This is a genomic window from Microbacterium aurum (genome assembly GCF_016907815.1).
GTDB lineage: Bacteria > Actinomycetota > Actinomycetes > Actinomycetales > Microbacteriaceae > Microbacterium > Microbacterium aurum.
On the sequence record NZ_JAFBCQ010000001.1, the window covers coordinates 2,507,383 to 2,528,612 of the forward strand.

General features: G+C 70.2%; 18 protein-coding genes and 1 tRNA gene. 17 read left to right on the plus strand and 2 right to left on the minus strand.

The features are described 5' to 3' along the window. The first annotated feature begins 25 nt into the window (after positions 1–25). The 14 genes from rpe to pyk all read left to right on the plus strand — a co-directional run bounded on the left by rpe (position 26) and on the right by pyk (position 15,464). On the plus strand, positions 26–700 hold the full coding sequence (gene rpe / locus JOD60_RS12345) for a ribulose-phosphate 3-epimerase (protein WP_076690878.1): 675 nt from the start codon (positions 26–28) through the stop codon (positions 698–700). A 46-nt stretch (positions 701–746) separates the two neighbouring features. Then, on the plus strand, positions 747–1,010 hold the full coding sequence (locus JOD60_RS12350) for a phosphoribosyl-ATP diphosphatase (RefSeq protein WP_076690879.1): 264 nt from the start codon (positions 747–749) through the stop codon (positions 1,008–1,010). A 67-nt stretch (positions 1,011–1,077) separates the two neighbouring features. Beyond that, complete coding sequence (gene hisG, locus JOD60_RS12355) at positions 1,078–1,920, plus strand: ATP phosphoribosyltransferase (protein ID WP_076692207.1); 843 nt, start codon at positions 1,078–1,080, stop codon at positions 1,918–1,920. Then, positions 1,920–2,684 carry an imidazole glycerol phosphate synthase subunit HisF gene (gene hisF / locus JOD60_RS12360; RefSeq protein WP_076690880.1) on the plus strand — a complete coding sequence of 255 codons (765 nt, stop codon included), beginning with the start codon at positions 1,920–1,922 and terminating at the stop codon, positions 2,682–2,684. The genes hisG and hisF overlap by 1 nt, the downstream gene beginning before the upstream one ends. Further along, positions 2,681–3,106, plus strand: coding sequence for a phosphoribosyl-AMP cyclohydrolase (gene hisI / locus JOD60_RS12365; protein ID WP_084202003.1), 426 nt, complete (start codon positions 2,681–2,683; stop codon positions 3,104–3,106). The genes hisF and hisI overlap by 4 nt, the downstream gene beginning before the upstream one ends. Beyond that, complete coding sequence (locus JOD60_RS12370) at positions 3,103–3,717, plus strand: Trp biosynthesis-associated membrane protein (protein ID WP_076690881.1); 615 nt, start codon at positions 3,103–3,105, stop codon at positions 3,715–3,717. The genes hisI and JOD60_RS12370 overlap by 4 nt, the downstream gene beginning before the upstream one ends. A 39-nt stretch (positions 3,718–3,756) precedes the next feature. Then, positions 3,757–3,987 carry a DUF6704 family protein gene (locus tag JOD60_RS12375; RefSeq protein ID WP_076690882.1) on the plus strand — a complete coding sequence of 77 codons (231 nt, stop codon included), beginning with the start codon at positions 3,757–3,759 and terminating at the stop codon, positions 3,985–3,987. A gap of 2 nt (positions 3,988–3,989) precedes the next feature. After that, positions 3,990–4,799, plus strand: coding sequence for an indole-3-glycerol phosphate synthase TrpC (gene trpC, locus JOD60_RS12380; protein WP_076690883.1), 810 nt, complete (start codon positions 3,990–3,992; stop codon positions 4,797–4,799). After that, entirely contained in the window at positions 4,796–6,058 is a 1,263-nt protein-coding gene (gene trpB / locus JOD60_RS12385) for a tryptophan synthase subunit beta (RefSeq protein WP_076690884.1), read from the plus strand. Before trpC ends, trpB begins: the two co-directional genes overlap by 4 nt. Beyond that, positions 6,055–6,861, plus strand: coding sequence for a tryptophan synthase subunit alpha (gene trpA / locus JOD60_RS12390; protein WP_076690885.1), 807 nt, complete (start codon positions 6,055–6,057; stop codon positions 6,859–6,861). The genes trpB and trpA overlap by 4 nt, the downstream gene beginning before the upstream one ends. Before the next feature lies 1 nt (position 6,862). Further along, positions 6,863–7,849: a prolipoprotein diacylglyceryl transferase gene (gene lgt, locus JOD60_RS12395; protein WP_239542453.1), complete on the plus strand. Its 987-nt coding sequence runs from the start codon at positions 6,863–6,865 to the stop codon at positions 7,847–7,849. 89 nt (positions 7,850–7,938) lie between these two features. Next, positions 7,939–12,507: a glutamate synthase large subunit gene (gene gltB, locus JOD60_RS12400; RefSeq protein ID WP_076690887.1), complete on the plus strand. Its 4,569-nt coding sequence runs from the start codon at positions 7,939–7,941 to the stop codon at positions 12,505–12,507. Next, positions 12,500–13,969, plus strand: a complete 1,470-nt coding sequence (locus tag JOD60_RS12405) for a glutamate synthase subunit beta (RefSeq protein ID WP_076690888.1) — start codon at positions 12,500–12,502, stop codon at positions 13,967–13,969. Before gltB ends, JOD60_RS12405 begins: the two co-directional genes overlap by 8 nt. Before the next feature lie 46 nt (positions 13,970–14,015). Continuing rightward, on the plus strand, positions 14,016–15,464 hold the full coding sequence (gene pyk, locus JOD60_RS12410; protein ID WP_076690889.1) for a pyruvate kinase: 1,449 nt from the start codon (positions 14,016–14,018) through the stop codon (positions 15,462–15,464). A gap of 71 nt (positions 15,465–15,535) precedes the next feature. On the opposite strand, the gene JOD60_RS12415 is transcribed toward pyk, so the two are convergent. Beyond that, a tRNA-Leu gene (locus tag JOD60_RS12415) sits at positions 15,536–15,618 on the minus strand. Between the two features lie 53 nt (positions 15,619–15,671). Between JOD60_RS12415 and JOD60_RS12420 the strand changes: the two genes are divergently transcribed. After that, positions 15,672–16,301 (plus strand): ANTAR domain-containing response regulator, encoded by a 630-nt coding sequence (locus JOD60_RS12420; RefSeq protein WP_076690890.1) that lies wholly within the window; start codon positions 15,672–15,674, stop codon positions 16,299–16,301. A 27-nt stretch (positions 16,302–16,328) separates the two neighbouring features. On the opposite strand, the gene JOD60_RS12425 is transcribed toward JOD60_RS12420, so the two are convergent. Then, positions 16,329–16,754 (minus strand): hotdog fold thioesterase, encoded by a 426-nt coding sequence (locus JOD60_RS12425; RefSeq protein ID WP_076690891.1) that lies wholly within the window; start codon positions 16,752–16,754, stop codon positions 16,329–16,331. Positions 16,755–16,816: 62 nt separating this feature from the next. On the opposite strand from JOD60_RS12425, the gene polA reads away from it, so the two are divergent. Beyond that, a complete protein-coding gene (polA, locus tag JOD60_RS12430) occupies positions 16,817–19,477 on the plus strand; it encodes a DNA polymerase I (RefSeq protein ID WP_076690892.1) in 2,661 nt (886 codons plus the stop codon). Between the two features lie 45 nt (positions 19,478–19,522). Next, a complete protein-coding gene (locus JOD60_RS12435; RefSeq protein WP_076690893.1) occupies positions 19,523–21,199 on the plus strand; it encodes a DUF885 domain-containing protein in 1,677 nt (558 codons plus the stop codon). Positions 21,200–21,230: the final 31 nt, after the last annotated feature.

Consider the following 21,230-nt stretch of genomic DNA (forward strand, 5'->3'; position numbering starts at 1 on the left):
CTCCGCGGGCACCGCGTAGGGTGGACTGGTGCCCGACAGCATCCGCATCAACCCCAGCGTCCTGGCCGCCGACTTCGTGAACATGCAGGCCGAAGTCGGCCGCATCGCCGCCGCCGACTTCGTGCACGTCGACGTGATGGACAACCACTTCGTGCCGAACCTCACCTTCGGCCCGCAGATGGTCGAGCGGATCCAGGCCACGAGCCCCGTTCCGTTGGATGTGCACCTCATGATCACGGATGCCGACAGGTGGGCCCCCGGCTATGCCGAGCTCGGCGCGGCATCCGTCACCTTCCATCTCGAGGCGGCCACCGATCCGGTCAGCCTCGCCCGGCGGCTGCGGCAGATCGGCGCCCGCGCCGGTGTCGCCGTCAAGCCCGCAACCGGCGTCGAGGGGCTCTACGACGTGCTCGACGAGTTCGACCAGATCCTCGTGATGACCGTGGAGCCGGGCTTCGGCGGTCAGTCGTTCATGGCCGATCAGATGCCCAAGCTCGCCCGGCTGCACGATGAGGCCCGCCGACGCGGCTCGCAGGTGTGGCTGCAGGTCGACGGCGGCATCTCCGAGTCGACGATCGCGCAGGCCGCCGAGGCCGGAGCCGACACGTTCGTCGCCGGCTCCGCCGTCTTCGGCGCCGACGACCCCGCGCGTGCGATCGAGGCGCTGCGCAGCCTCGCCGGCTCCGCGCACCGCCACTGAACCCGGCGCGGCGCACCGCGCCCGCGCGGACCGGTAGCCTGTCAGGGTGAAGACGTTCGATGCGCTGTTCGCGGAGTTGACCGCGACCGCAGCCGCACGCCCCGAAGAATCCGGCACCGTCGCGCAGCTGGACCGCGGCGTGCACGCCATCGGCAAGAAGATCGTCGAAGAGGCGGCAGAGGTCTGGATGGCCGCCGAATACCAGTCCGACGCCGAGACGGCCGAGGAGATCTCGCAGCTGCTGTACCACCTGCAGGTGCTCATGCTGGCCAAGGGGCTGTCGCTCGAGGACGTGTACCGACATCTCTGAGCAGGCCTCCTCCGCTCCGACTGACATCCCAGACACCGAAAGCCCGCTCACCGAAATGCCGACGGACATGCTGCGAATCGCCGTGCCGAACAAGGGGTCGCTCGCCGACACCGCCGCCGAGATGCTCGCGGAGGCCGGCTACACCGGCCGCCGCGACCCGAAGGACCTCCACGTCATCGACCCGGTGAACGAGGTCGAGTTCTTCTACCTGCGCCCGAAGGACATCGCGACCTACGTCGGCTCCGGCGCGCTCGACGTCGGCATCACCGGCCGCGACCTGCTCCTCGATGCGCGGATGCCGGGGGCGCGCGAGATCGAGCAGCTCGGCTTCGGCGGTTCGACGTTCCGCTTCGCCGGTCCGCCCGGACTCTTCACCACGGTCGCCGACCTGGAGGGGCTGCGGGTCGCGACGGCCTACCCGGGGCTCGTCGACGGCTTCCTCGACGAGCAGGGCGTCGCCGTCGACCTCGTGCCGCTGGACGGCGCCGTGGAGTCCGCCGTGCAGCTGGGCGTCGCCGACGCCGTCGCCGACGTCGTCTCCACCGGAACGACCCTCCGGCAGGCCGGGCTCGAGATCTTCGGCCCGGTGCTCCTGGAGTCCGAGGCCGTGCTGATCGGCGCTCCCGTCGAGGCGGACGGCACCGAGACGCTGCTGCGGCGCCTGCGCGGCGTCATGGTCGCCCGCCGCTACGTGCTCATCGACTACGACCTGCCGGCGCATCTCGTCGACGAGGCCGTCGCGCTCGCGCCCGGCATCGAGTCCCCGACGATCTCGCCGCTGCGCGACCCGGCCTGGGTCGCAGTGCGCATCATGAGCCCGCGGGGGACCGTCAACCAGGTCATGGACGCGCTGTACGCGATCGGCGCGCGCGCGATCCTCGTGACGCCCATCCACAACGCGAGGCTGTGATGACCCTCGCCTGCCGGGTCATCCCGTGTCTCGACGTCGCGGCGGGCCGCGTCGTCAAGGGCGTCAACTTCGAGAACCTGCGCGACATGGGCGATCCGGTCGAGCTGGCCGCGCTGTACTACGCGCAGGGCGCCGATGAGCTGACCCTCCTCGACGTCACCGCGACCGTCGATGAGCGCGCCACGACCTACGACGTGGTGCGGCGCACCGCGGAAGAGGTCTTCATCCCGCTCACCGTCGGCGGGGGCGTCCGCAGCACCGACGACGTCGCACGGCTCCTGGCCGTCGGCGCGGACAAGGTCGGGGTGAACTCCGCGGCCATCGCCCGCCCCGCACTCATCGACGAGATCGCCGACCGCTTCGGCTCCCAGGTGCTTGTGCTCTCGCTCGACGTCAAGCGCGCCGCCGGCACGCGATCGGGCTTCGTCGTGACGACTCACGGCGGTCGCACCGCCACCGATCTCGACGCGTTGGACTGGGCGCGGGAGGCCATCGACCGCGGTGTCGGCGAGCTGCTCGTGAACTCCATCGATGCCGACGGCACGAAGGACGGGTTCGACCTCGAGCTCGTCGGCCTCATGCGGGAGCTGTCGAGCGTGCCCGTGATCGCCTCCGGCGGCGCCGGTGCGGTCACCGACTTCGCTCCCGCGCTGCGCGCCGGCGCCGATGCGGTGCTCGCGGCATCCGTCTTCCACTCCGGGCAGCTCAGCATCGGCGACGTCAAGGACGCGCTCGTCGCCGACGGCATCGAGGTGCGGCGATGACTTCCGTGGACGAGCGCATCGCCCGCGTCGCCTTCAACGCCGACGGACTCGCCCCGGCGATCATCCAGCAGCACGACACCGGCGAGGTGCTGATGCTCGGTTGGATGGATGCCGAGGCATTGCGCCGCACGCTCACGGAGGGCCGCGTGACGTTCTGGTCGCGCTCGCGTCAGGAGTACTGGCGCAAGGGCGACACCTCGGGGCACGCGCAGTACGTGCGCGGCGCGCGCCTGGACTGCGACGGCGACGCGCTGCTCATCGCGGTCGAGCAGATCGGCGCCGCGTGCCACACGGGCGACCACACGTGCTTCGACGCCGACGATCTGAGCCCGGCGACGGGGCACGCCCCCGCGACGGGGCACGCCCCCGCGACGGGGCAGGCCCCGGCGGACGCCGCGGACGGATCCGAGGCGACACCGTGATCGCACGGGCGCGGATGCTGGCCGTGCTCGCGATCATCACCGGGGGAGCGGTCGCGATCATCTCGTCGACGCAGACCTGGCTGGAGGTGACGCTCAGCGCGGGCGCGACGGCCGCCCTCGCCGTGCCCGGCGCTTCGGCGCTGACGCTGCTGGCCCCCTTCAGCCTGGCCGCCCTCGCGCTGGGCCTCGCCCTCACCGTCGTCGGGCGTGTGCTGCGCTACGTGTTCGGCGTGCTCGCCGCCGCGATCGGCGGCACGCTGGTCGTGGGCGCCTGGGGCGTCGCCACCACCCATCCGCTCGACGCCGTCGCCTCCGCCGTGACCGAGGCCACCGGCCTGTCGGGGCCTGACGCGGTCGCGAGTCTCGTGCAGACGATCGACGGCACCGCGTGGCCATGGCTCACCGTCGTCGCCGGCGCGCTGGTCGCCGTCGGGGGCGTTCTCACCCTCGCGACGGCGCACACCTGGCGGGGCGCGGGCCGCCGCTACCGCACCGACGCCGACCGGACGGCGACCGCGGCCTCCAGCCCCCGTCCGCACGATGCGTCACGGGACCACGCGATCGATTCGTGGGACGACCTGTCGCACGGGGACGATCCCACCGCCCGCTAGACTGACACCGACGCGCCCGAAGCCTCACGAGGGAGAACCATGAGCAACAGCATCGACGACCCCGGCCACGGACACTCGCCGGCTGCCTGGACGGCCGTCGTCATCATGCTCGTGGCGGTCACGCTCGGCACGCTGTTCTTCGTCCTCGACATGCCCGTGCTCGTCTGGGCCTCGGCCGGGCTTCTCATCGTCGGTGCCATCGTGGGCTGGGCGCTGGCCAAGGCCGGCTACGGCGCCTACGGCGACAAGTACAAGCCGAAGCAGCACTGATCATGCTGGCAGGCCTCACCGCCGGCGCGGTGGAGGATGCCGAGGCCCGCGCCACCACTCGGCCCCTGGCCGACGTGGAACGCGCTGCGCTCGCGCAGTCTCCCGCGCTCGACGCCCTCGCCGCCCTCGCGCCCGCCGACCGCGTCAAGATCATCGCAGAGGTCAAGCGGGCGAGCCCGTCGCGGGGAGACCTCGCGGCGATCCCCGACCCCGCCCACCAGGCCGCGCTGTATGAGCAGGGCGGTGCGTCCGCCATCTCGGTGCTGACCGAGGGACGGCGGTTCAAGGGGTCGCTCGCCGATCTCGAAGCCGTGAAGGCGCGCGTGAGCGTCCCGGTCCTCCGCAAGGACTTCATCGCCACGCCGTACCAGGTGCTCGAGGCGCGGGCATCCGGCGCCGACCTCGTCCTGCTCATCGTGGCGGCGCTGGAGGAGCCGTTGCTGCGTGAGCTCTACGCCCTCGTCACCGACCTCGGCATGACGCCACTCGTCGAGACCCACTCGCGCGAAGAGCTCGACCGGGCATCCGACCTCGGCGCGCGCCTCATCGGCGTGAACGCGCGGAACCTGTCGACCTTCGAGCTCGACAAGGACCTGTTCGGCTCGCTGGCGGAGCACTTCCCGGCGGATGCCGTGAAGATCGCCGAGTCCGCCGTGCTCGCGCCCGCCGACGTCGCGCACTACCGCGCCGCCGGCGCCGACGTCGTCCTCGTCGGCGAAGCGCTCGTCACGAGCGACCCGGTGACCACTTTGCACGCATTTCTGGAGGCGGGACGATGCGACCTACTGAACGAGCGGAGCGCGTCGAAATGACCGGACTGCGCGATCAGCACGGCCCCTTCTTCGGCGATTTCGGCGGGCGGTACATGCCGGAGTCCCTCATCGCCGCGATCGACGAACTGACCGCGGAGTACGAGGCCGCGAAGGCCGACCCGGCGTTCCAGGCCGAGTTCGAGAGCCTGCTGCACTCGTACGCCGGGCGCCCCTCGGCGCTCACCGAGGTGCCGCGATTCGCCGAGCACGCCGGTGGCGCGCGCGTCTTCCTCAAGCGTGAGGACCTCAATCACACCGGATCGCACAAGATCAACAACGTGATCGGCCAGGCCCTCCTCACGAAGCGCCTCGGCAAGACGCGCGTCATCGCGGAGACCGGCGCCGGCCAGCACGGCGTCGCCACGGCGACCGCCGCGGCACTGTTCGGCTTCGACTGCACGATCTACATGGGCGAGGTCGACACGGAGCGCCAGGCGCTCAACGTCGCCCGCATGCGGCTGCTCGGCGCCGAGGTGGTGCCCGTCACGAGCGGCTCGCGGACGCTGAAGGACGCGATCAACGAGGCGTACCGCGACTGGGTCGCGTCGGTCGAGACGACGAACTACATCTTCGGCACCGCGGCCGGCCCCCACCCGTTCCCTGCGATGGTCCGCGACTTCCAGAAGATCATCTCCGAAGAGGCGCGCGCGCAGCTGCTCGAGGAGACCGGGCGCCTGCCCGACGCGGTCGTCGCGTGCGTCGGCGGCGGGTCGAACGCGATCGGCATGTTCGACGCGTTCCTCGACGACGAGGGCGTGGCCCTCTACGGCGTGGAGGCGGCGGGCGACGGTGTCGACACCGACAAGCACGCGGCATCCATCGAACGCGGCCGCCCCGGCGTGCTGCACGGCGCGAAGACGTACGTGCTGCAGGACGAGGACGGCCAGACCGTCGAGTCGCATTCCATCTCTGCGGGCCTGGACTATCCGGGCGTCGGCCCCGAGCACGCGTGGCTCGCCGACATCGGCCGCGCGTCCTACATTCCGGCGACGGATGCCGAGGCGATGGACGCCCTGCGCCTGCTGAGCCGCACCGAGGGCATCATCCCCGCGATCGAGTCGGCGCACGCGCTCGCGGGCGCGTTGCGCCTCGGCCGCGAGCTCGGCCCCGACGCGATCATCGCGGTGAGTCTGTCGGGCCGAGGCGACAAGGACATGGACACCGCCGCGACGTGGTTCGGGCTCTATGACAAGGGGGAGCGTCCGGTGCAGACGCCGCCCGATGATGAGGCTGCCTCGGGCGAAGGGATCGAGCTGTGAGCCGGGTCGCTGCCGCCATCGACGCCGCGAAGGCCGCCGGCCGCGGCGCGTTCGTCGGCTACCTGCCTATCGGGTACCCCGACCTGCAGACGAGCATCGACGCGGCGGTGGCCCTCGCTGAGGCCGGCGCCGACATCCTCGAGCTCGGCCCGCCGTATTCCGATCCGGTTATGGACGGTGCGGTCATCCAGGAGGCGACGCAGGCCGCCCTCGCGGCCGGCTTCCGGCTGCGCGACACGTTCACCGCGGTGCGCGCGATCGCGGCGCGGGTCGACGTGCCGATCCTCGTGATGACGTACTGGAACCCTGTGATGCAGTACGGGGTCGATCGGTTCGCCGACGACCTCCTCGCCGCCGGGGGAGCGGGCCTGATCACGCCCGACATCACTCCGGATGCCGCGGCCGACTGGATCGCCGCATCCGAGCGCACCGGCCTCGACCGGGTGTTCCTCGCCGCGCCCACGTCGACCGACGAGCGCCTGCAGATGATCGCGGCGAGCTCGACCGGCTTCGTCTACACGGTGTCGACCATGGGCATCACCGGTGAGCGCGCCGAGTTGGATGCCGCGGCCCGCACCCTCGTCGCCCGCCTGCGCGCGCACGGGGTCGAGCACGCCTGTGTCGGCATCGGCATCTCGACGCCCGATCAGGTGGCGGGCGTGCTGGAGTACGCCGACGGCGCGATCGTCGGCACCGCGCTCGTCCGCGCCCTGCGCGACGGCGGGGTGGAGGCGCTGGCCGCCGAGGCACGCGCGCTCACCGCCGGCAGGCGCCGGAACGGACGGGGCGGCGCGGCGAAGTAGACTGCCCCTCGTGCTTTCTCCCGCCGTGAACGTCGTCGCCAGCATCCCGAGCCCGCCCATCAACGGCTTCAGCCTGTGGCCCGGGGGGCCGTTCATCCACTTCTACGCCCTGTGCATCCTCGCCGGCATCGTCGTGGCGGCGCTGATCACCAACCACCGCCTGACCAAGCGCGGCGCGGAGCCGTGGGTCGTCATCGACATCTGCCTGCTGGCGGTGCCCCTGGCCATCATCGGCGCGCGCATCTTCCACGTCGTCACCCACTGGGGCTTCTACTTCGGCGAGGGCAAGAACATCTGGGCGATCTTCTACATCTGGGAGGGCGGCATCGCGATCTTCGGCGCCCTCATCGGCGGTGCGATCGGCGCGTGGCTCGGCTGCAAGTGGACCGGCATCCGCTTCTGGAGCTTCGCCGACGCCCTCGCGCCGGGTCTCCTTCTCGCCCAGGCGATGGGACGGTTCGGCAACTGGTTCAACCAGGAGCTGTACGGCCTTCCGACTGACCTCCCCTGGGGCCTTCAGATCGACTACCCGAACGCGGCATGGCCCGAAGGCCTCCCCCCGGGGACGCTGTTCCACCCGACGTTCCTCTACGAAGCCATCTGGAACAGCCTCGGCGTGCTGTTCCTGCTGTGGGCCGGCACCCGCTTCCGCCTGCAGTGGGGGCGCCTGTTCGCCCTGTACCTCATCTGGTACAGCGCCGGCCGCATCGTGTGGGAGTCGATCCGCATCGACCCGAGCGAAGTGTTCTTCGGACTGCGCACCAACGTGTGGGCCGCGATCGCCGGCGTCGTCGTGGGGCTCGTGATCTTCATCGTCCAGACCCGCCGTCACCCCGGCCTCGAGCCCTCGCCGTACATGCGCGGTCGCGAGTGGACGCCCGACGGGGCTGTACAATCACAGGACACCGACGAGTTCGTGGACGTGAGCGCACCCCCGACGCGCGAACCCGTCGCGGACGATGCCACAAGCACAGTCGCCTCGAACTAACCGACAGCACATCCCCTGCGGACTTCACTCACCGCGATATCACCGGGCCGACGTCGTCCCAGATCAGCTTGACCATGAGGACGGTAGCAATGGCCTCGATCGACCGAGCCCTCGCCGGCTTTCCCGCGAAGCAGGGCATGTACAACCCCGCCTTCGAGAAGGACGCCTGCGGCCTTGCGATGGTGGCGACCCTGCGCGGCGAGCCCGGGCATGACATCGTCGAGCTCGCTCTGACGGCGCTGCGCAACCTCGAGCACCGCGGTGCGATCGGGTCGGATGCCGGTACGGGTGACGGCGCCGGCATCCTCACGCAGATGCCCGACGCGTTCTTGCGCGCCGTCGTCGACTTCGACCTGCCGCCGGTGGGGGAGTACGCCGCCGGCATGGCCTTCCTGCCGCTGGACGACGAGGCCCGCGCCGAGATCAAGGCCGGCGTCGAGCGCATCGCCGCCGCCGAGGGCCTGACGGTGCTCGGCTGGCGCGAGGTGCCCACCGAGGACCAGCACCTCGGCAAGCTCGCCTTCGAGGCGCGCCCGCACTTCGAGCAGCTGTTCGTCTCGCGTCCCGCCGTCGGCGACGCGCCCGCCCTGAGCGGCATCGAGCTGGACCGTCGCGTGTACCGCCTGCGCAAGCGCGCCCGCCGCGAGCACGACGCCTACTTCGTGTCGCTCAGCTCGCGCACCCTGGGCTACAAGGGCATGGTCACCACCCTGCAGCTCGAGCCCTTCTACCCCGACCTGCAGGACGAGCGCTTCCAGAGCGAGCTGGCCGTCGTGCACTCCCGCTACTCCACCAACACCTTCCCGTCGTGGCCGCTCGCGCAGCCGCTGCGCATGCTCGCCCACAACGGTGAGATCAACACGGTGGGCGCGAACCGCAACTGGATGCGCGCGCGCCAGTCGCAGCTGGAATCCCAGCTCGTGGGCGACATCCGCCCGCTGCTGCCGATCTGCACCGAGGGCGCGAGCGACTCGGCATCCTTCGACGAGGTGCTGGAGCTGCTCACCCTCACCGGGCGCAGCCTGCCGCACGCGATCATGATGATGGTGCCGGAGGCCTACGAGAAGCAGGCCGACATCGCACCGGACCTGCGCGCGTTCTACGAGTACCACTCCATGCAGATGGAACCGTGGGACGGCCCGGCCGCCCTCATCTTCACCGACGGCACGCTCGTGGGCGCGACGCTCGACCGCAACGGCCTGCGCCCGGGGCGGTGGACGGAGACCACCGACGGCCTCGTCGTCATCGGGTCGGAGACCGGTGTGCTGGACTTCGCGCCCGAGCGCATCAAGCGCCGGGGGCGTCTGCGCCCTGGGCGCATGTTCGTCGTCGACACCGCGCAGCGCCGCATCATCGAGGACGACGAGGTCAAGCGCGAACTCGCCGCCCTGCAGCCGTGGCAGGAATGGCTGGATGCCGGGCGCGTGCGCCTGAAGGACCTGCCCGAGCGCGAGCACATCGTGCACCCGATCGCCTCGATCACCCGCCGTCAGCGCACCTTCGGCTACACCGAGGAGGAGGTGCGGATCCTCCTCACCCCGATGGGGCAGACCGGCGCCGAGCCGCTGGGTGCGATGGGCTCGGACGCGCCGATCGCCGTGCTGAGCGAGCGCCCGCGGTTGCTGTTCGACTACTTCGTCCAGCAGTTCGCCCAGGTGACCAACCCGCCGCTGGACTCCATCCGCGAAGAGGTCGTCACCTCGCTCGCACTGGGTCTCGGCCCCGAGCGCAACCTGCTGGCGTGGGGTCCGGACCACACGCGCACCATCACGCTGGACTTCCCCGTCATCGACAACGACGAGCTGGCGAAGCTCCAGAACATCGACAAGGCGCTGCCCGGCCGCCGGTCGGTCACGATCCGCGGCCTGTACCCGTTCGATCGTGGTGAGGATGCCATGGAGCAGCGGATCGACCAGATCTGCGCCGAAGTGGATCGCGCCATCGAGGAGGGCGCGGAGTTCATCATCCTGAGCGACCGCGACTCCAACAAGGACCTCGTCCCGATCCCGTCGCTGCTCATGCTCTCCGCGGTGCACCACCACCTCATCCGCCAGGAGAACCGGATGAAGGTCGGGCTCGTGGTCGAGGCGGGCGACGTGCGCGAAGTGCACCATGTCGCGACCCTCATCGGCTACGGCGCCTCCGCGGTGAACCCCTACCTCGCCATGGAGACCGTCGAGTACCTGGTGCGCACCGGCTTCATCACCGGCGTCACGCCCGAGAAGGCCGTCAAGAACCTGATCTACGCGCTCGGCAAGGGCGTGCTGAAGATCATGTCGAAGATGGGGATCTCGACGGTGTCGTCGTATGCCGGCTCTCAGGTTTTCGAGGCGGTCGGGCTGTCCGAGGAGTTCGTGGCGAAGTACTTCACGGGTACCGAGACCAAGCTGGGCGGCATCGGCATCCGTCAGATCGCCGCCGAGAACCAGGCACGGCACGACTACGCGTATCCCGAGGACGAAGCCGCTCGCGCCCACGAGCGACTGTGGACCGGCGGCGAGTACCAGTGGCGCCGCGACGGCTCGCCGCACCTGTTCAACCCCGACACCGTCTTCCGGCTGCAGCACGCGACGCGGTCGCGCCGTTACGACATCTTCCGGGAGTACACCAAGCTCGTCGACGACCAGGCCGCCGAGCTGAAGACCCTCCGCGGCATGTTCCGCCTCAAGACGGGGGAGCGCCCGCCGGTGCCGATCGACGAGGTCGAACCGGTGTCGTCGATCGTGAAGCGGTTCTCGACGGGTGCGATGAGCTACGGCTCGATCTCGAAAGAGGCGCACGAGACGCTCGCGATCGCGATGAACGCGATCGGGGCGAAGTCCAACACCGGTGAGGGCGGCGAGGACGTCGACCGCCTCCTCGACCCGGAGCGGCGCAGCGCCATCAAGCAGGTCGCCTCCGGCCGGTTCGGTGTCACGAGCATGTACCTGACGCACGCGGACGACATCCAGATCAAGCTCGCCCAGGGCGCCAAGCCCGGCGAGGGCGGGCAGCTGCCGCCCGGCAAGGTGTATCCCTGGATCGCCCGCACCCGCGGCGGCACCCCGGGCGTGGGTCTCATCTCGCCGCCGCCGCACCACGACATCTACTCGATCGAAGACCTGAAGCAGCTGATCTTCGACCTCAAGCGCGCGAACCCGAAGGCCCGCGTGCACGTGAAGCTCGTGAGCCAGTCGGGCATCGGTGCGGTCGCGGCGGGCACGGCCAAGGCCCTTGCCGACGTCATCCTGGTCTCCGGCCACGACGGCGGCACCGGCGCGAGCCCGCTGAACTCGCTCAAGCACGCCGGCACCCCCTGGGAGCTGGGCCTGGCCGAGACGCAGCAGACTCTCATGCTCAACGACATGCGCGATCGTGTCGTGGTGCAGGCCGACGGCCAGCTCAAGACCGGCCGCGACGTCGTCATCGCGGCGCTGCTGGGTGCGGAGGAGTTCGGCTTCGCCACGACCGCGCTCGTCGTCGAGGGCTGCGTCATGATGCGCGTCTGCCACCTCGACACGTGCCCCGTGGGCGTCGCGACGCAGAACCCGGTGCTGCGCGCCCGGTTCACCGGCAAGCCGGAGTTCGTCATCAACTTCATGGAGTTCCTCGCCCAGGAGGTGCGCGAGTACCTCGCCGAACTCGGGTTCCGCTCCGTCGAGGAGGCGATCGGCCACAGCGAGCTGCTCGACATGAACGGCGCGATCGAGCACTGGAAGGCGAGCGGTCTCGACCTCTCGCCGATCCTCACCGGTCCCGCCTTCGGTCCCGACGTGCCGCGTCGTCACGTGCGCGATCAGGACCACGAACTCGACGAGCACTTCGACGTGCAGCTCATCGAGCGCGCACAGGACGTGATCGCCCACGGCGGCCACTTCGAGATCTCGTTGCCGATCCGCAACACCGAGCGTGCCGTCGGCACGATGCTCGGCCACCACGTGACCCTGGCTCACGGCGAGCACGGGCTGCCCTCGGGCACCATCGAGGTGAACCTCACCGGCTCAGCGGGACAGTCCTTCGGCGCCTTCCTGCCGGCGGGCATCACCCTGCGGCTGGAGGGCGACTCCAACGACTACGTCGGCAAGGGTCTCTCCGGCGGTGAGATCGTCGTGCGGCCGCCGCGGGACGCGACGTTCGACGCGTCGCAGAACGTCATCGCCGGCAACGTCATCGGCTACGGCGCGACGCAGGGCAGCATGTTCCTGCGCGGCGTCGTGGGGGAGCGGTTCCTGGTGCGCAACTCCGGCGCCACCGCGGTCGTCGAAGGCGTCGGCGACCACGCCCTGGAGTACATGACCGGCGGTCTCGCCGTGATTCTCGGCACCACCGGCCGCAACCTCGGCGCTGGCATGTCCGGCGGCGCCGCCTACGTCTACAAGCTGGACCGCGACCTCGTCAACCGCGAGGCGCTGGCCAGCGGCGAGCTCGAACTGCTCGAGATGGGCTCGGGAGACGTCGAGATCCTCCGTGACCTGCTCGAGCGCCACGTGGCCGAGACCGATTCGGCGCTGGCCGCCGCACTGTTGGACGATCTCGAGGCCGAGGCCGCGAACTTCGTCCGCGTCCTGCCGCGCGACTACGCCGCGGTGCTGCAGACCCGACAAGACGCCGCCGCCGAGGGGCTCGACCCCGACAGCGACATCGTCTGGACCCGCATCCTGGAGGTGACCGGTGGCTGACCCCAAGGGCTTCTTGAAGACCACCGAGCGCGAGCTCCCGGCGCGCCGGCCGGTTCCCGTGCGCATCATGGACTGGAAAGAGGTGTACGAGCCGGGCGACTCGGCCGTGCTCCGACGCCAGGCCGGCCGCTGCATGGACTGCGGCATCCCGTTCTGTCACAAGGGCTGCCCGCTGGGCAACCTCATCCCGGAGTGGAACGACCTCATGTGGCGCGGCGAGGGCCGCGCGGCGATCGAGCGTCTGCACGCGACGAACAACTTCCCGGAGTTCACCGGGCGGCTGTGCCCGGCGCCGTGCGAGAGCGCGTGCGTGTTGGGCATCAACCAGCCCGCCGTCACGATCAAGCAGATCGAGGTCTCGACGATCGACGACGCGTTCGCGAACGGCTGGGTCGAGCCCGAGCCGCCGGCGCGCCTGACCGGCAAGACCGTCGCCGTCGTCGGCTCCGGCCCGGCCGGCCTCGCCGCCGCGCAGCAGCTGACGCGCGCCGGCCACACCGTCGCCGTGTTCGAGCGCGACGATCGCATCGGCGGCCTGCTGCGCTACGGCATCCCCGACTTCAAGATGGAGAAGCGCCACCTGGAGTCGCGCCTGCGCCAGATGCAGGACGAGGGAACGCGTTTCCGCGCCGGCGTCGAGATCGGCGTCGACATCACGTGGAGCGACCTGCGGGCGCGCTACGACGCCGTCGTCATCGCGACCGGCGCGACGCTGCCGCGCGAGCTCGCCATCCCCGGCCGCGACCTCGCGGGCGTGCACTTCGCGATGGAGTACCTCGTGGAGTCGAACAAGGCCGTCGCCGGCGACCAGGTGCCCCACCAGATCCACGCCGAGGGCAAGCACGTCATCGTCATCGGCGGCGGCGACACCGGCGCCGACTGCATCGGCACCGCCCACCGTCAGGGCGCGCTGAGCGTGACGAACCTCGCGATCGGCAAGCAGCCCCCCGCGGGCCGTCCCGACCACCAGCCGTGGCCCATGATGCCGACGGTGTTCGAGGTCTCCTCGGCGCACGAGGAGGGCGGTGAGCGCACCTACCTCGCCTCGACGGTGGAGTTCCTCGGCAACGAGGCGGGCGAGGTGCGCGCGCTGCGCGTGGCGGAGACCGAGTACCTGCCCGACGGCCGCCGCGTTCCCCGCAGCGGCACCGAGCGCGAGATCCCCGCCGACCTCATCCTCATCGCGATGGGTTTTACCGGCCCGGAGCGCTCCGAGCTGGAGACCCAGCTGGGTACCGTGTTCACGGGCCGCGGCAACGTGGAGCGCGGCGAGGACTACCAGAGCACCGCCCCGGGCGTGTTCGTGGCCGGTGACGCCGGTCGCGGTCAGTCGCTGATCGTCTGGGCGATCGCGGAGGGCCGTGCGGCCGCGGCATCCGTCGACGAGTACCTCATGGGACGCACGAGTCTGCCGTCCCCGGTCCGCCCGTCGGACGTCGCGATCGGCCTGCAGCCCGCGTAGGCTGAAGCCAACCCCGAACAACCGATCCAGACCGGAGAGTCAGCACGTGAGACGCGCGAAAATCGTCGCCACCCTGGGCCCCGCCACCGAGTCGTATGAGATGATCCGTGCGATCATCGACGCCGGTGTCGACGTGACCCGAATGAACCTCAGCCACGGCTCCTATGCGGAGCACGAAATCCGCTTCGCCAACGTGCGCAAGGCCGCCGATGACGCCGGCCGCGCCGTCGCCATCCTCGTCGACCTGCAGGGCCCCAAGATCCGCCTCGGCAAGTTCTCCGATGGCCCCCACGACCTCGCCGTCGGCGAGACGTTCCGCATCACGACCGAGGATGTCGTCGGCACGCGCGACCTCGTCGGCACGACCTTCAAGGGCCTCGCCGGCGATGTCTCACCGGGCGACTTCCTGCTCATCGACGACGGCAAGGTCCGCGTTCAGGTGGAGAGCGTCGACGGCCCGGTCGTCACGACCAACGTCGTCGTCGCCGGCACCGTCTCCAACAACAAGGGCATCAACCTGCCCGGCGTCGCCGTCAGCGTCCCCGCCCTGTCCGAGAAGGATGAGTCGGACCTGCGCTGGGGCCTGCGGGCGGGCGCCGACCTCATCGCGCTGTCGTTCGTGCGCGACGCCGCCGACGTCACGCGCGTGCACGAGATCATGGCGGAGGAGGGTCGCAAGGTCCCCGTCATCGCCAAGATCGAGAAGCCGCAGGCCGTCGACAACCTCGAGGAGATCATCGACGCCTTCGACGGCATCATGGTCGCCCGCGGCGACCTCGCCGTCGAACTGCCGCTCGAAGTCGTCCCGATCGTGCAGAAGGAGGCTGTCGAGCTCTGCCGCCGCATGGCGAAGCCGGTCATCGTCGCGACGCAGATGCTCGAGTCGATGATCCACTCCCCCGTGCCTACGCGTGCTGAGGCGTCCGACGTCGCCAACGCCGTCCTCGACGGCACGGACGCGGTCATGCTGTCGGGCGAGACGAGTGTCGGCGAGTACCCCGTCATCACGGTCCAGACGATGGCCCGCATCGTCGAATCGACGGAAGACCACGGCCTCGAGCGCATCCGCCCGATCAGCGCGAAGCCCCGCACGCAGGGTGGCATCATCACGCTGGCCGCGAACGAGGTCGCCGAGTTCGTCGGGGCGAAGTTCATCTGCATCTTCACCGAGTCGGGCGATACAGCGCGTCGCATGTCGCGCCTGCGCCCGGGCATCCCGATGATGGCGTTCGCGGTCGACCCCGCGATCCGCCGTCGTATGGCGCTCACGTGGGGCGTGCAGTCGACGCTCGTCGAGCACGTCGCGCACACGGACCTCATGTTCATCCAGGTCGACGAGTTCTTCCTCGGCCAGGGACTCGCGAAGGAAGGCGACAAGGTCGTCGTGATCTCGGGTTCGCCTCCCGGAATCATCGGGTCGACCAACGACATCCGCGTGCACAAGATCGGCGACGCCGCCCACGGCAAGGCGCCGATCTACCAGGCCGAGAAGTAGCGGCCGCAGCGGACGAAGGGCGGATGCCGGGGGAGACCCCGCATCCGCCCTTCGGCGTTTCGTCACGCTCGTGCCGGTGGTGGGAGTCGAACCCACACGCCCTTTCGGGCAACCGAGTTTGAGTCGGTCGCGTCTGCCATTCCGCCACACCGGCCCGCGCGAGGGTTGCTCGCGCGTCCGGGATTGACCATACCGTAGGATCTAAAGGTGACTGAGCAGGAACAGAGCACGGCCCCGGCATCCTCCACGGCATCGGCCCCGCGACGCGTCGTCGTCGCCGAGGACGAGTCGCTGATCCGCCTCGACATCGTGGAGATCCTCCGCGACAACGGGTTCGACGTGGTGGGAGAGGCCGGTGACGGTGAGACCGCCGTGGCGCTGGCGACCGAACTGCGCCCGGACCTCGTCATCATGGACGTGAAGATGCCGGTGCTGGACGGCATCAGCGCGGCCGAGAAGCTCAGCAAGAGCCACATCGCCCCCGTCGTGCTGCTGACGGCATTCAGCCAGAAGGAGCTCGTCGAGCGCGCGAGCGAAGCCGGCGCCCTCGCGTACGTCGTCAAGCCCTTCACGCCGAACGACCTGCTGCCGGCGATCGAGATCGCCCTGGCCCGCTACGAGCAGATCATCATGCTCGAGGCCGAGGTCGCCGACATGGTCGAGCGCTTCGAGACGCGCAAGCTCGTCGACCGGGCCAAGGGCCTGCTGAACGAGAAGATGGGCCTGTCCGAGCCCGAGGCGTTCCGCTGGATCCAGAAGGCGTCGATGGACCGGCGCCTGACCATGCAGGACGTCGCCAAGGCGATCATCGAGCAGCTCTCGCCCAAGAAGTCCTGACCGGCGGCATCCGCCCGCAGGACGCGCTCAGCGGTCCTTGATCATGTTCGTGATGCGGATCGTCGAGCACCGGCGCCCCTGATCGTCGGTGACGGCGATCTCGTGCACGGTCATGCTGCGGCCGAGGTGCACCGGCGTGCAGACGCCCGTCACGATGCCGCTCGTCGCGGAGCGGGTGTGCGTCGCGTTGATGTCGACGCCCACGGCCAGGCGCTCCGGGCCGGCGTGGAGGTTCGCGGCCATCGATCCCAGCGACTCGCCGAGCACGACGTACGCCCCGCCGTGCAGCAGCCCCACCGGCTGGGTGTTGCCCTCGACGGGCATCGTGGCCACCGCCCGGTCGATCGTGAACTCGGTGAACTCGATGCCCATCTTCTCGGCGAGGGCGCCCATGCCGCGGCGGCGGATCCAGTCCATTCCGTCGTCGTCGGCGAGGGAGTGCTCAGCGGTCATCGTCCACCTTCGGGATGCGCTCGGTTCGGGGGTGTGTCCGCGCCCGCGTCTAGGCTTGCAGGGTGACGGACTCCGCAAAGCCTACCCTCCTCGTCGTGGACGGCCATTCGCTGGCCTATCGCGCCTTCTTCGCCCTTCCCGTCGACAATTTCACGACGAAGGACGGCCAGCACACCAACGGCATCTACGGGTTCCTGTCGATGTTCGTCAACCTCGTCAAGGCCGAGCAGCCGACTCATCTCGCGGTCGCCTTCGACACCTCACGGCACTCGTTCCGCACCGACCAGTACGCCGAGTACAAGGCGAACCGGTCGGAGTCGCCCGCCGAGTTCAAGGGACAGATCCCGCTGCTGCAGGAGTGCCTGGCCGCGATGAACGTCCCGGTGCTGACGCAGGAGGGCATCGAGGCCGACGACATCCTGGCGACCCTCGCGACGCAGGGCGCCGCGCAGGGGTTCGACGTGCTCGTCTGCTCGGGCGACCGCGACACGATCCAGCTCGTCACCGATGACGTCACTCTGCTGTACCCCAGTGTGCAGGGCGTGTCGCAGCTCAAGCGCTACACGCCCGATGCCGTGGTGGAGAAGTACGGCCTGCCGCCGGCGAACTACCCCGACATCGCCGCGCTGGTGGGGGAGACGAGCGACAACCTGCCGGGCGTGCCGAAGGTGGGTGAGAAGACGGCCGTCAAGTGGATCACGCAGTGGGGTTCCCTCGACGCCCTGCTCGACAACGCCGACAAGATCACCGGCGTGGTCGGCGGGAACCTGCGCGAGCACCTCGACGACGTGCGCCGCAACCGCTCGCTGAACGCGCTGCTGCGCGACGTGGATCTCGGCATCGGCCCCGCCGACCTCGCCGTGCAGCCGATCGACGCGCAGGCGGTGCGCGACATCTTCGCCCGACTCGAGTTCCGCACCCTGCTGCCGCGCGTGTTCGATGCGGTCGGCGTCGACGCCGAGACGGCGGCCGCGAGCGCCGCGCCGGCGGTGGCGGCCCCCGTGCCCACCGAGCTCGACGCGCCGGGTCTCACGGCCTGGCTCGCCGCGGCCGGCGAGACCGAGGTGGCCGTCACCGTCACCATCGACGGAGGGATGCCGGCGCGCATCGGCCTGGCGACCGCCGACGCCGCAGTGGAGTCGCGATGGAGCGAGGAGACCGCCGCAGCGCTCGGCCCGTGGCTCGAGAGCGAGAGTCCGAAGGTTCTCGCCGACGCGAAGCCGCAGGTCAAGGCGCTCCGCCGGGCGGGCGTGCGCCTGCGCGGGCTCGTCTTCGACCCGATCCTCGCGGGCTGGCTGCTGCGGCCGAGCTTCCCCGACAAGCGCCTCGGCGACCTCGTCGACCGCTACCTGGACGAGAAGCTGCCCGAGGCCGACCCCACCCAGCTCGTCCCCGAGACCGAGGGCGCGACCCCCGGTCAGCTGTCCTGGTACATCCTGCGGGTGACCGAGGCCATGCGCGGCGAGCTGCCGGCATCCGTCGCCGCGGTGCTGAGCGACATCGAACTGCCGACGCTCGACACCCTCGCCGACATGGAGCTGGCCGGCGTCGCCGTCTCGCACGAGAAGCTGTCGGGTTTCTCCGCCGAGCTGGGCGCCCGCGCCGACGCCGTCGCGCAGCTGGCGTATGCGGAGATCGGTCGCGAGGTGAACCTCGGGTCGCCCAAGCAGCTGCAGGAGGTGCTCTTCGAACAGCTCGAACTGCCGAAGACGCGCAAGACGAAGACGGGGTACTCGACGGATGCCGCGGTCCTCGCGGACCTGCAGGAGTCGAACCCGCACCCCTTCCTCGATCTGCTGCTGCAGCACCGCGAAGCCACGAAGCTCCGTCAGATCATCGAATCCCTCGACACCGCGATCGGCAACGACCGCGCCATCGGCGCGGACGGGCGCATCCACACCACGTACGTCCAGACCGGCAGTCAGACCGGCCGGCTGTCGAGCACCGACCCCAACCTGCAGAACATCCCCATCCGCAACGAGGAGTCCCGCCGCATCCGCGCCGCCTTCGAGGTCGGCGAGGGGTACGACACGCTGCTGACGGCCGACTACTCGCAGATCGAGATGCGCATCATGGCGCACCTGTCCGGCGACGCGGGACTCATCGAGGCGTTCAACTCCGGCGAGGACCTGCACCGCTTCGTCGGCGCCCGCGTGTTCGGCGTCGACCCGGCCGACGTCACACCGGCGATGCGGACGAAGGTCAAGGCGATGAGCTACGGTCTCGTCTACGGTCTGAGCGCGTTCGGCCTGTCCAAGCAGCTGCGCATCGAACAATCCGAGGCGAAGCTCCTGATGACCGAGTACTTCGCCCGGTTCGGCGCCGTGCGCGACTATCTGCGCTCCTCGGTGGCCCAGGCCCGCATCGACGGGTACACCGAGACGATCTTCGGGCGGCGGCGGCCGTTCCCCGACCTCGCCAGCCCCAACCGCGTGCTGCGCGAGAACGCCGAACGCGCGGCGCTGAACGCGCCGATCCAGGGCAGCGCCGCCGACATCATGAAGATCGCGCTGTTCCGCATCCACGACGAGCTGCGCCGACGCGAGCTGCGCTCGCGCATCCTGCTGCAGATCCACGACGAGCTCGTCGTGGAGGTCGCGCCGGGAGAGTGGGATGCCGTGGAGCAGATCGTCCACGACCGGATGGGCGACGCCGCCGAGCTGTCGGTTCCCCTGGACGTGCAGATCGGCCGCGGCGAGAACTGGGATGTCGCCGGTCACTGAGCCGGTGACACCGAGTGTCAGCCCGCGCGGGATTAGGCTCGAAGGATGACCGACACCCAGCGCACCCCCACGCCGATCGACCGGATCGCCGAGGCGTGGGTCGACACGTCCGCGGAGCTCTCACCGGGCCTCGCCACCTACATCGGCCGGTTCGAGCACAACCACCGGCTCGACGACCTGTCACCCGCCGGACGCGCCGCGCGCCTTGCGGCGGCGACCTCCGCGCTGGCCGCCCTGCGCGAGGCGGAGCCCGTCGACGACGTCGACCTCGTCACGAAGGCCGACCTCTCCGGCGACCTCGAGCTCGAGATCGCGCTGCACGAGGCCGGGGCGCACCTGCGCGATGTCAACGTCATCGCGTCGCCCGCGCAGGAGCTGCGCAACGTCTTCGACCTCATGCCGACCGACACGATCGAGGACTGGTCGGTCATCGCCGACCGTCTCGCCGCCGTTCCCGCCGCGATCGGCGGGTACGTCGAGACGCTGCGGGAGGGGATCGCGACCGGTGTCGTCCCGGCGCGCCGTCAGGTGACGGAGGTGATCGGACAGATCGCCCGCTACACCGCCGACAACGGCTTCTTCGCGACGTTCGCCGCCGACGCGGCCCCCGCCGAGGGGGGTCTGCCGGCGTCGCTCGCGAAGACGCTCGCCGACCACGCCGGCGCCGCACGCGTCGCCTACGACGAACTGGCCGACTTCCTGCGCACCGAGCTCGCACCCGCGGCATCCGCCACCGACGCCGTGGGCCGTGAGCTGTATCAGCTGCACTCGCGGGTGTTCCTCGGCGCCGAGATCGACCTCGACGAGACGTACGAGTGGGGCCTGGAGGAGCTCGCGCGCATGGTCGCCGAGCAGGAGGCGATCGCGAACGAGATCCTCCCGGGCGCGACCGTCGAAGAGGCTGTGGCGTTCCTCGAGAACGACGAGAGCCGCAAGCTCCACGGCACCGTCGCGCTGCAGGAGTGGATGCAGGCGACGAGCGACCGCGCCGTCGCGGAACTCGGGAAGACGCACTTCGACATCCCCGAGCCGATCCGGCGCCTGGAGTGCATGATCGCCCCGACCAACGAGGGCGGCATCTACTACACCGGCCCGACCGACGACTTCTCGCGCCCGGGCCGGATGTGGTGGTCGGTGCCGGAGGGCGTCGACTCGTTCGACACCTGGCGCGAACTCACGACCGTCTACCACGAGGGCGTTCCCGGTCACCACCTGCAGATCGCGCAGGCGGTCTACAACCGCGCCGAGCTGAACTCGTGGCGACGGCTGCTGGCGGGCTCGAGCGGCCACGCCGAGGGTTGGGCGCTGTACGCCGAGCGTCTCATGGAGCAGCTCGGCTACCTCGACGACCCCGCCGACCGGCTGGGCATGCTCGACGGGCAGCGCATGCGCGCCGCGCGCGTCGTGCTCGACATCGGCGTGCACCTCGGCAAGCCGCGTCCCGACGGGCAGGGCATCTGGGACGCCGACTTCGCGCTGGAGTTCATGCGGCGCAACGTCAACATGTCGGACGAGTTCATCCAGTTCGAGGTCAACCGCTACCTCGGCTGGCCGGGACAGGCACCGTCGTACAAGGTCGGCCAGCGGATCTGGGAACAGATCCGCGACGAGACCGCCGAGCGCGAGGGCGATGCCTTCGACATCAAGCGCTTCCACATGCGGGCGCTGCGCCTCGGCGGTGTCGGGCTCGACACCCTGCGCATGGCGCTCGCGCAGGGCTGAGATCGCCCGTCGATGTCCACGACGGAGGCGG

Coding starts and splice junctions, on each gene's coding strand:
- hisG (WP_076692207.1), top strand. CDS start 1,078: ATGCTGCGAATCGCCGTGCCGAACAAGGGGTCGCTCGCCGACACCGCC.
- hisF (WP_076690880.1), top strand. CDS start 1,920: ATGACCCTCGCCTGCCGGGTCATCCCGTGTCTCGACGTCGCGGCGGGC.
- hisI (WP_084202003.1), top strand. CDS start 2,681: ATGACTTCCGTGGACGAGCGCATCGCCCGCGTCGCCTTCAACGCCGAC.
- JOD60_RS12375 (WP_076690882.1), top strand. CDS start 3,757: ATGAGCAACAGCATCGACGACCCCGGCCACGGACACTCGCCGGCTGCC.
- trpC (WP_076690883.1), top strand. CDS start 3,990: ATGCTGGCAGGCCTCACCGCCGGCGCGGTGGAGGATGCCGAGGCCCGC.
- trpB (WP_076690884.1), top strand. CDS start 4,796: ATGACCGGACTGCGCGATCAGCACGGCCCCTTCTTCGGCGATTTCGGC.
- gltB (WP_076690887.1), top strand. CDS start 7,939: ATGGCCTCGATCGACCGAGCCCTCGCCGGCTTTCCCGCGAAGCAGGGC.
- JOD60_RS12425 (WP_076690891.1), bottom strand. CDS start 16,754: ATGACCGCTGAGCACTCCCTCGCCGACGACGACGGAATGGACTGGATC.
- JOD60_RS12435 (WP_076690893.1), top strand. CDS start 19,523: ATGACCGACACCCAGCGCACCCCCACGCCGATCGACCGGATCGCCGAG.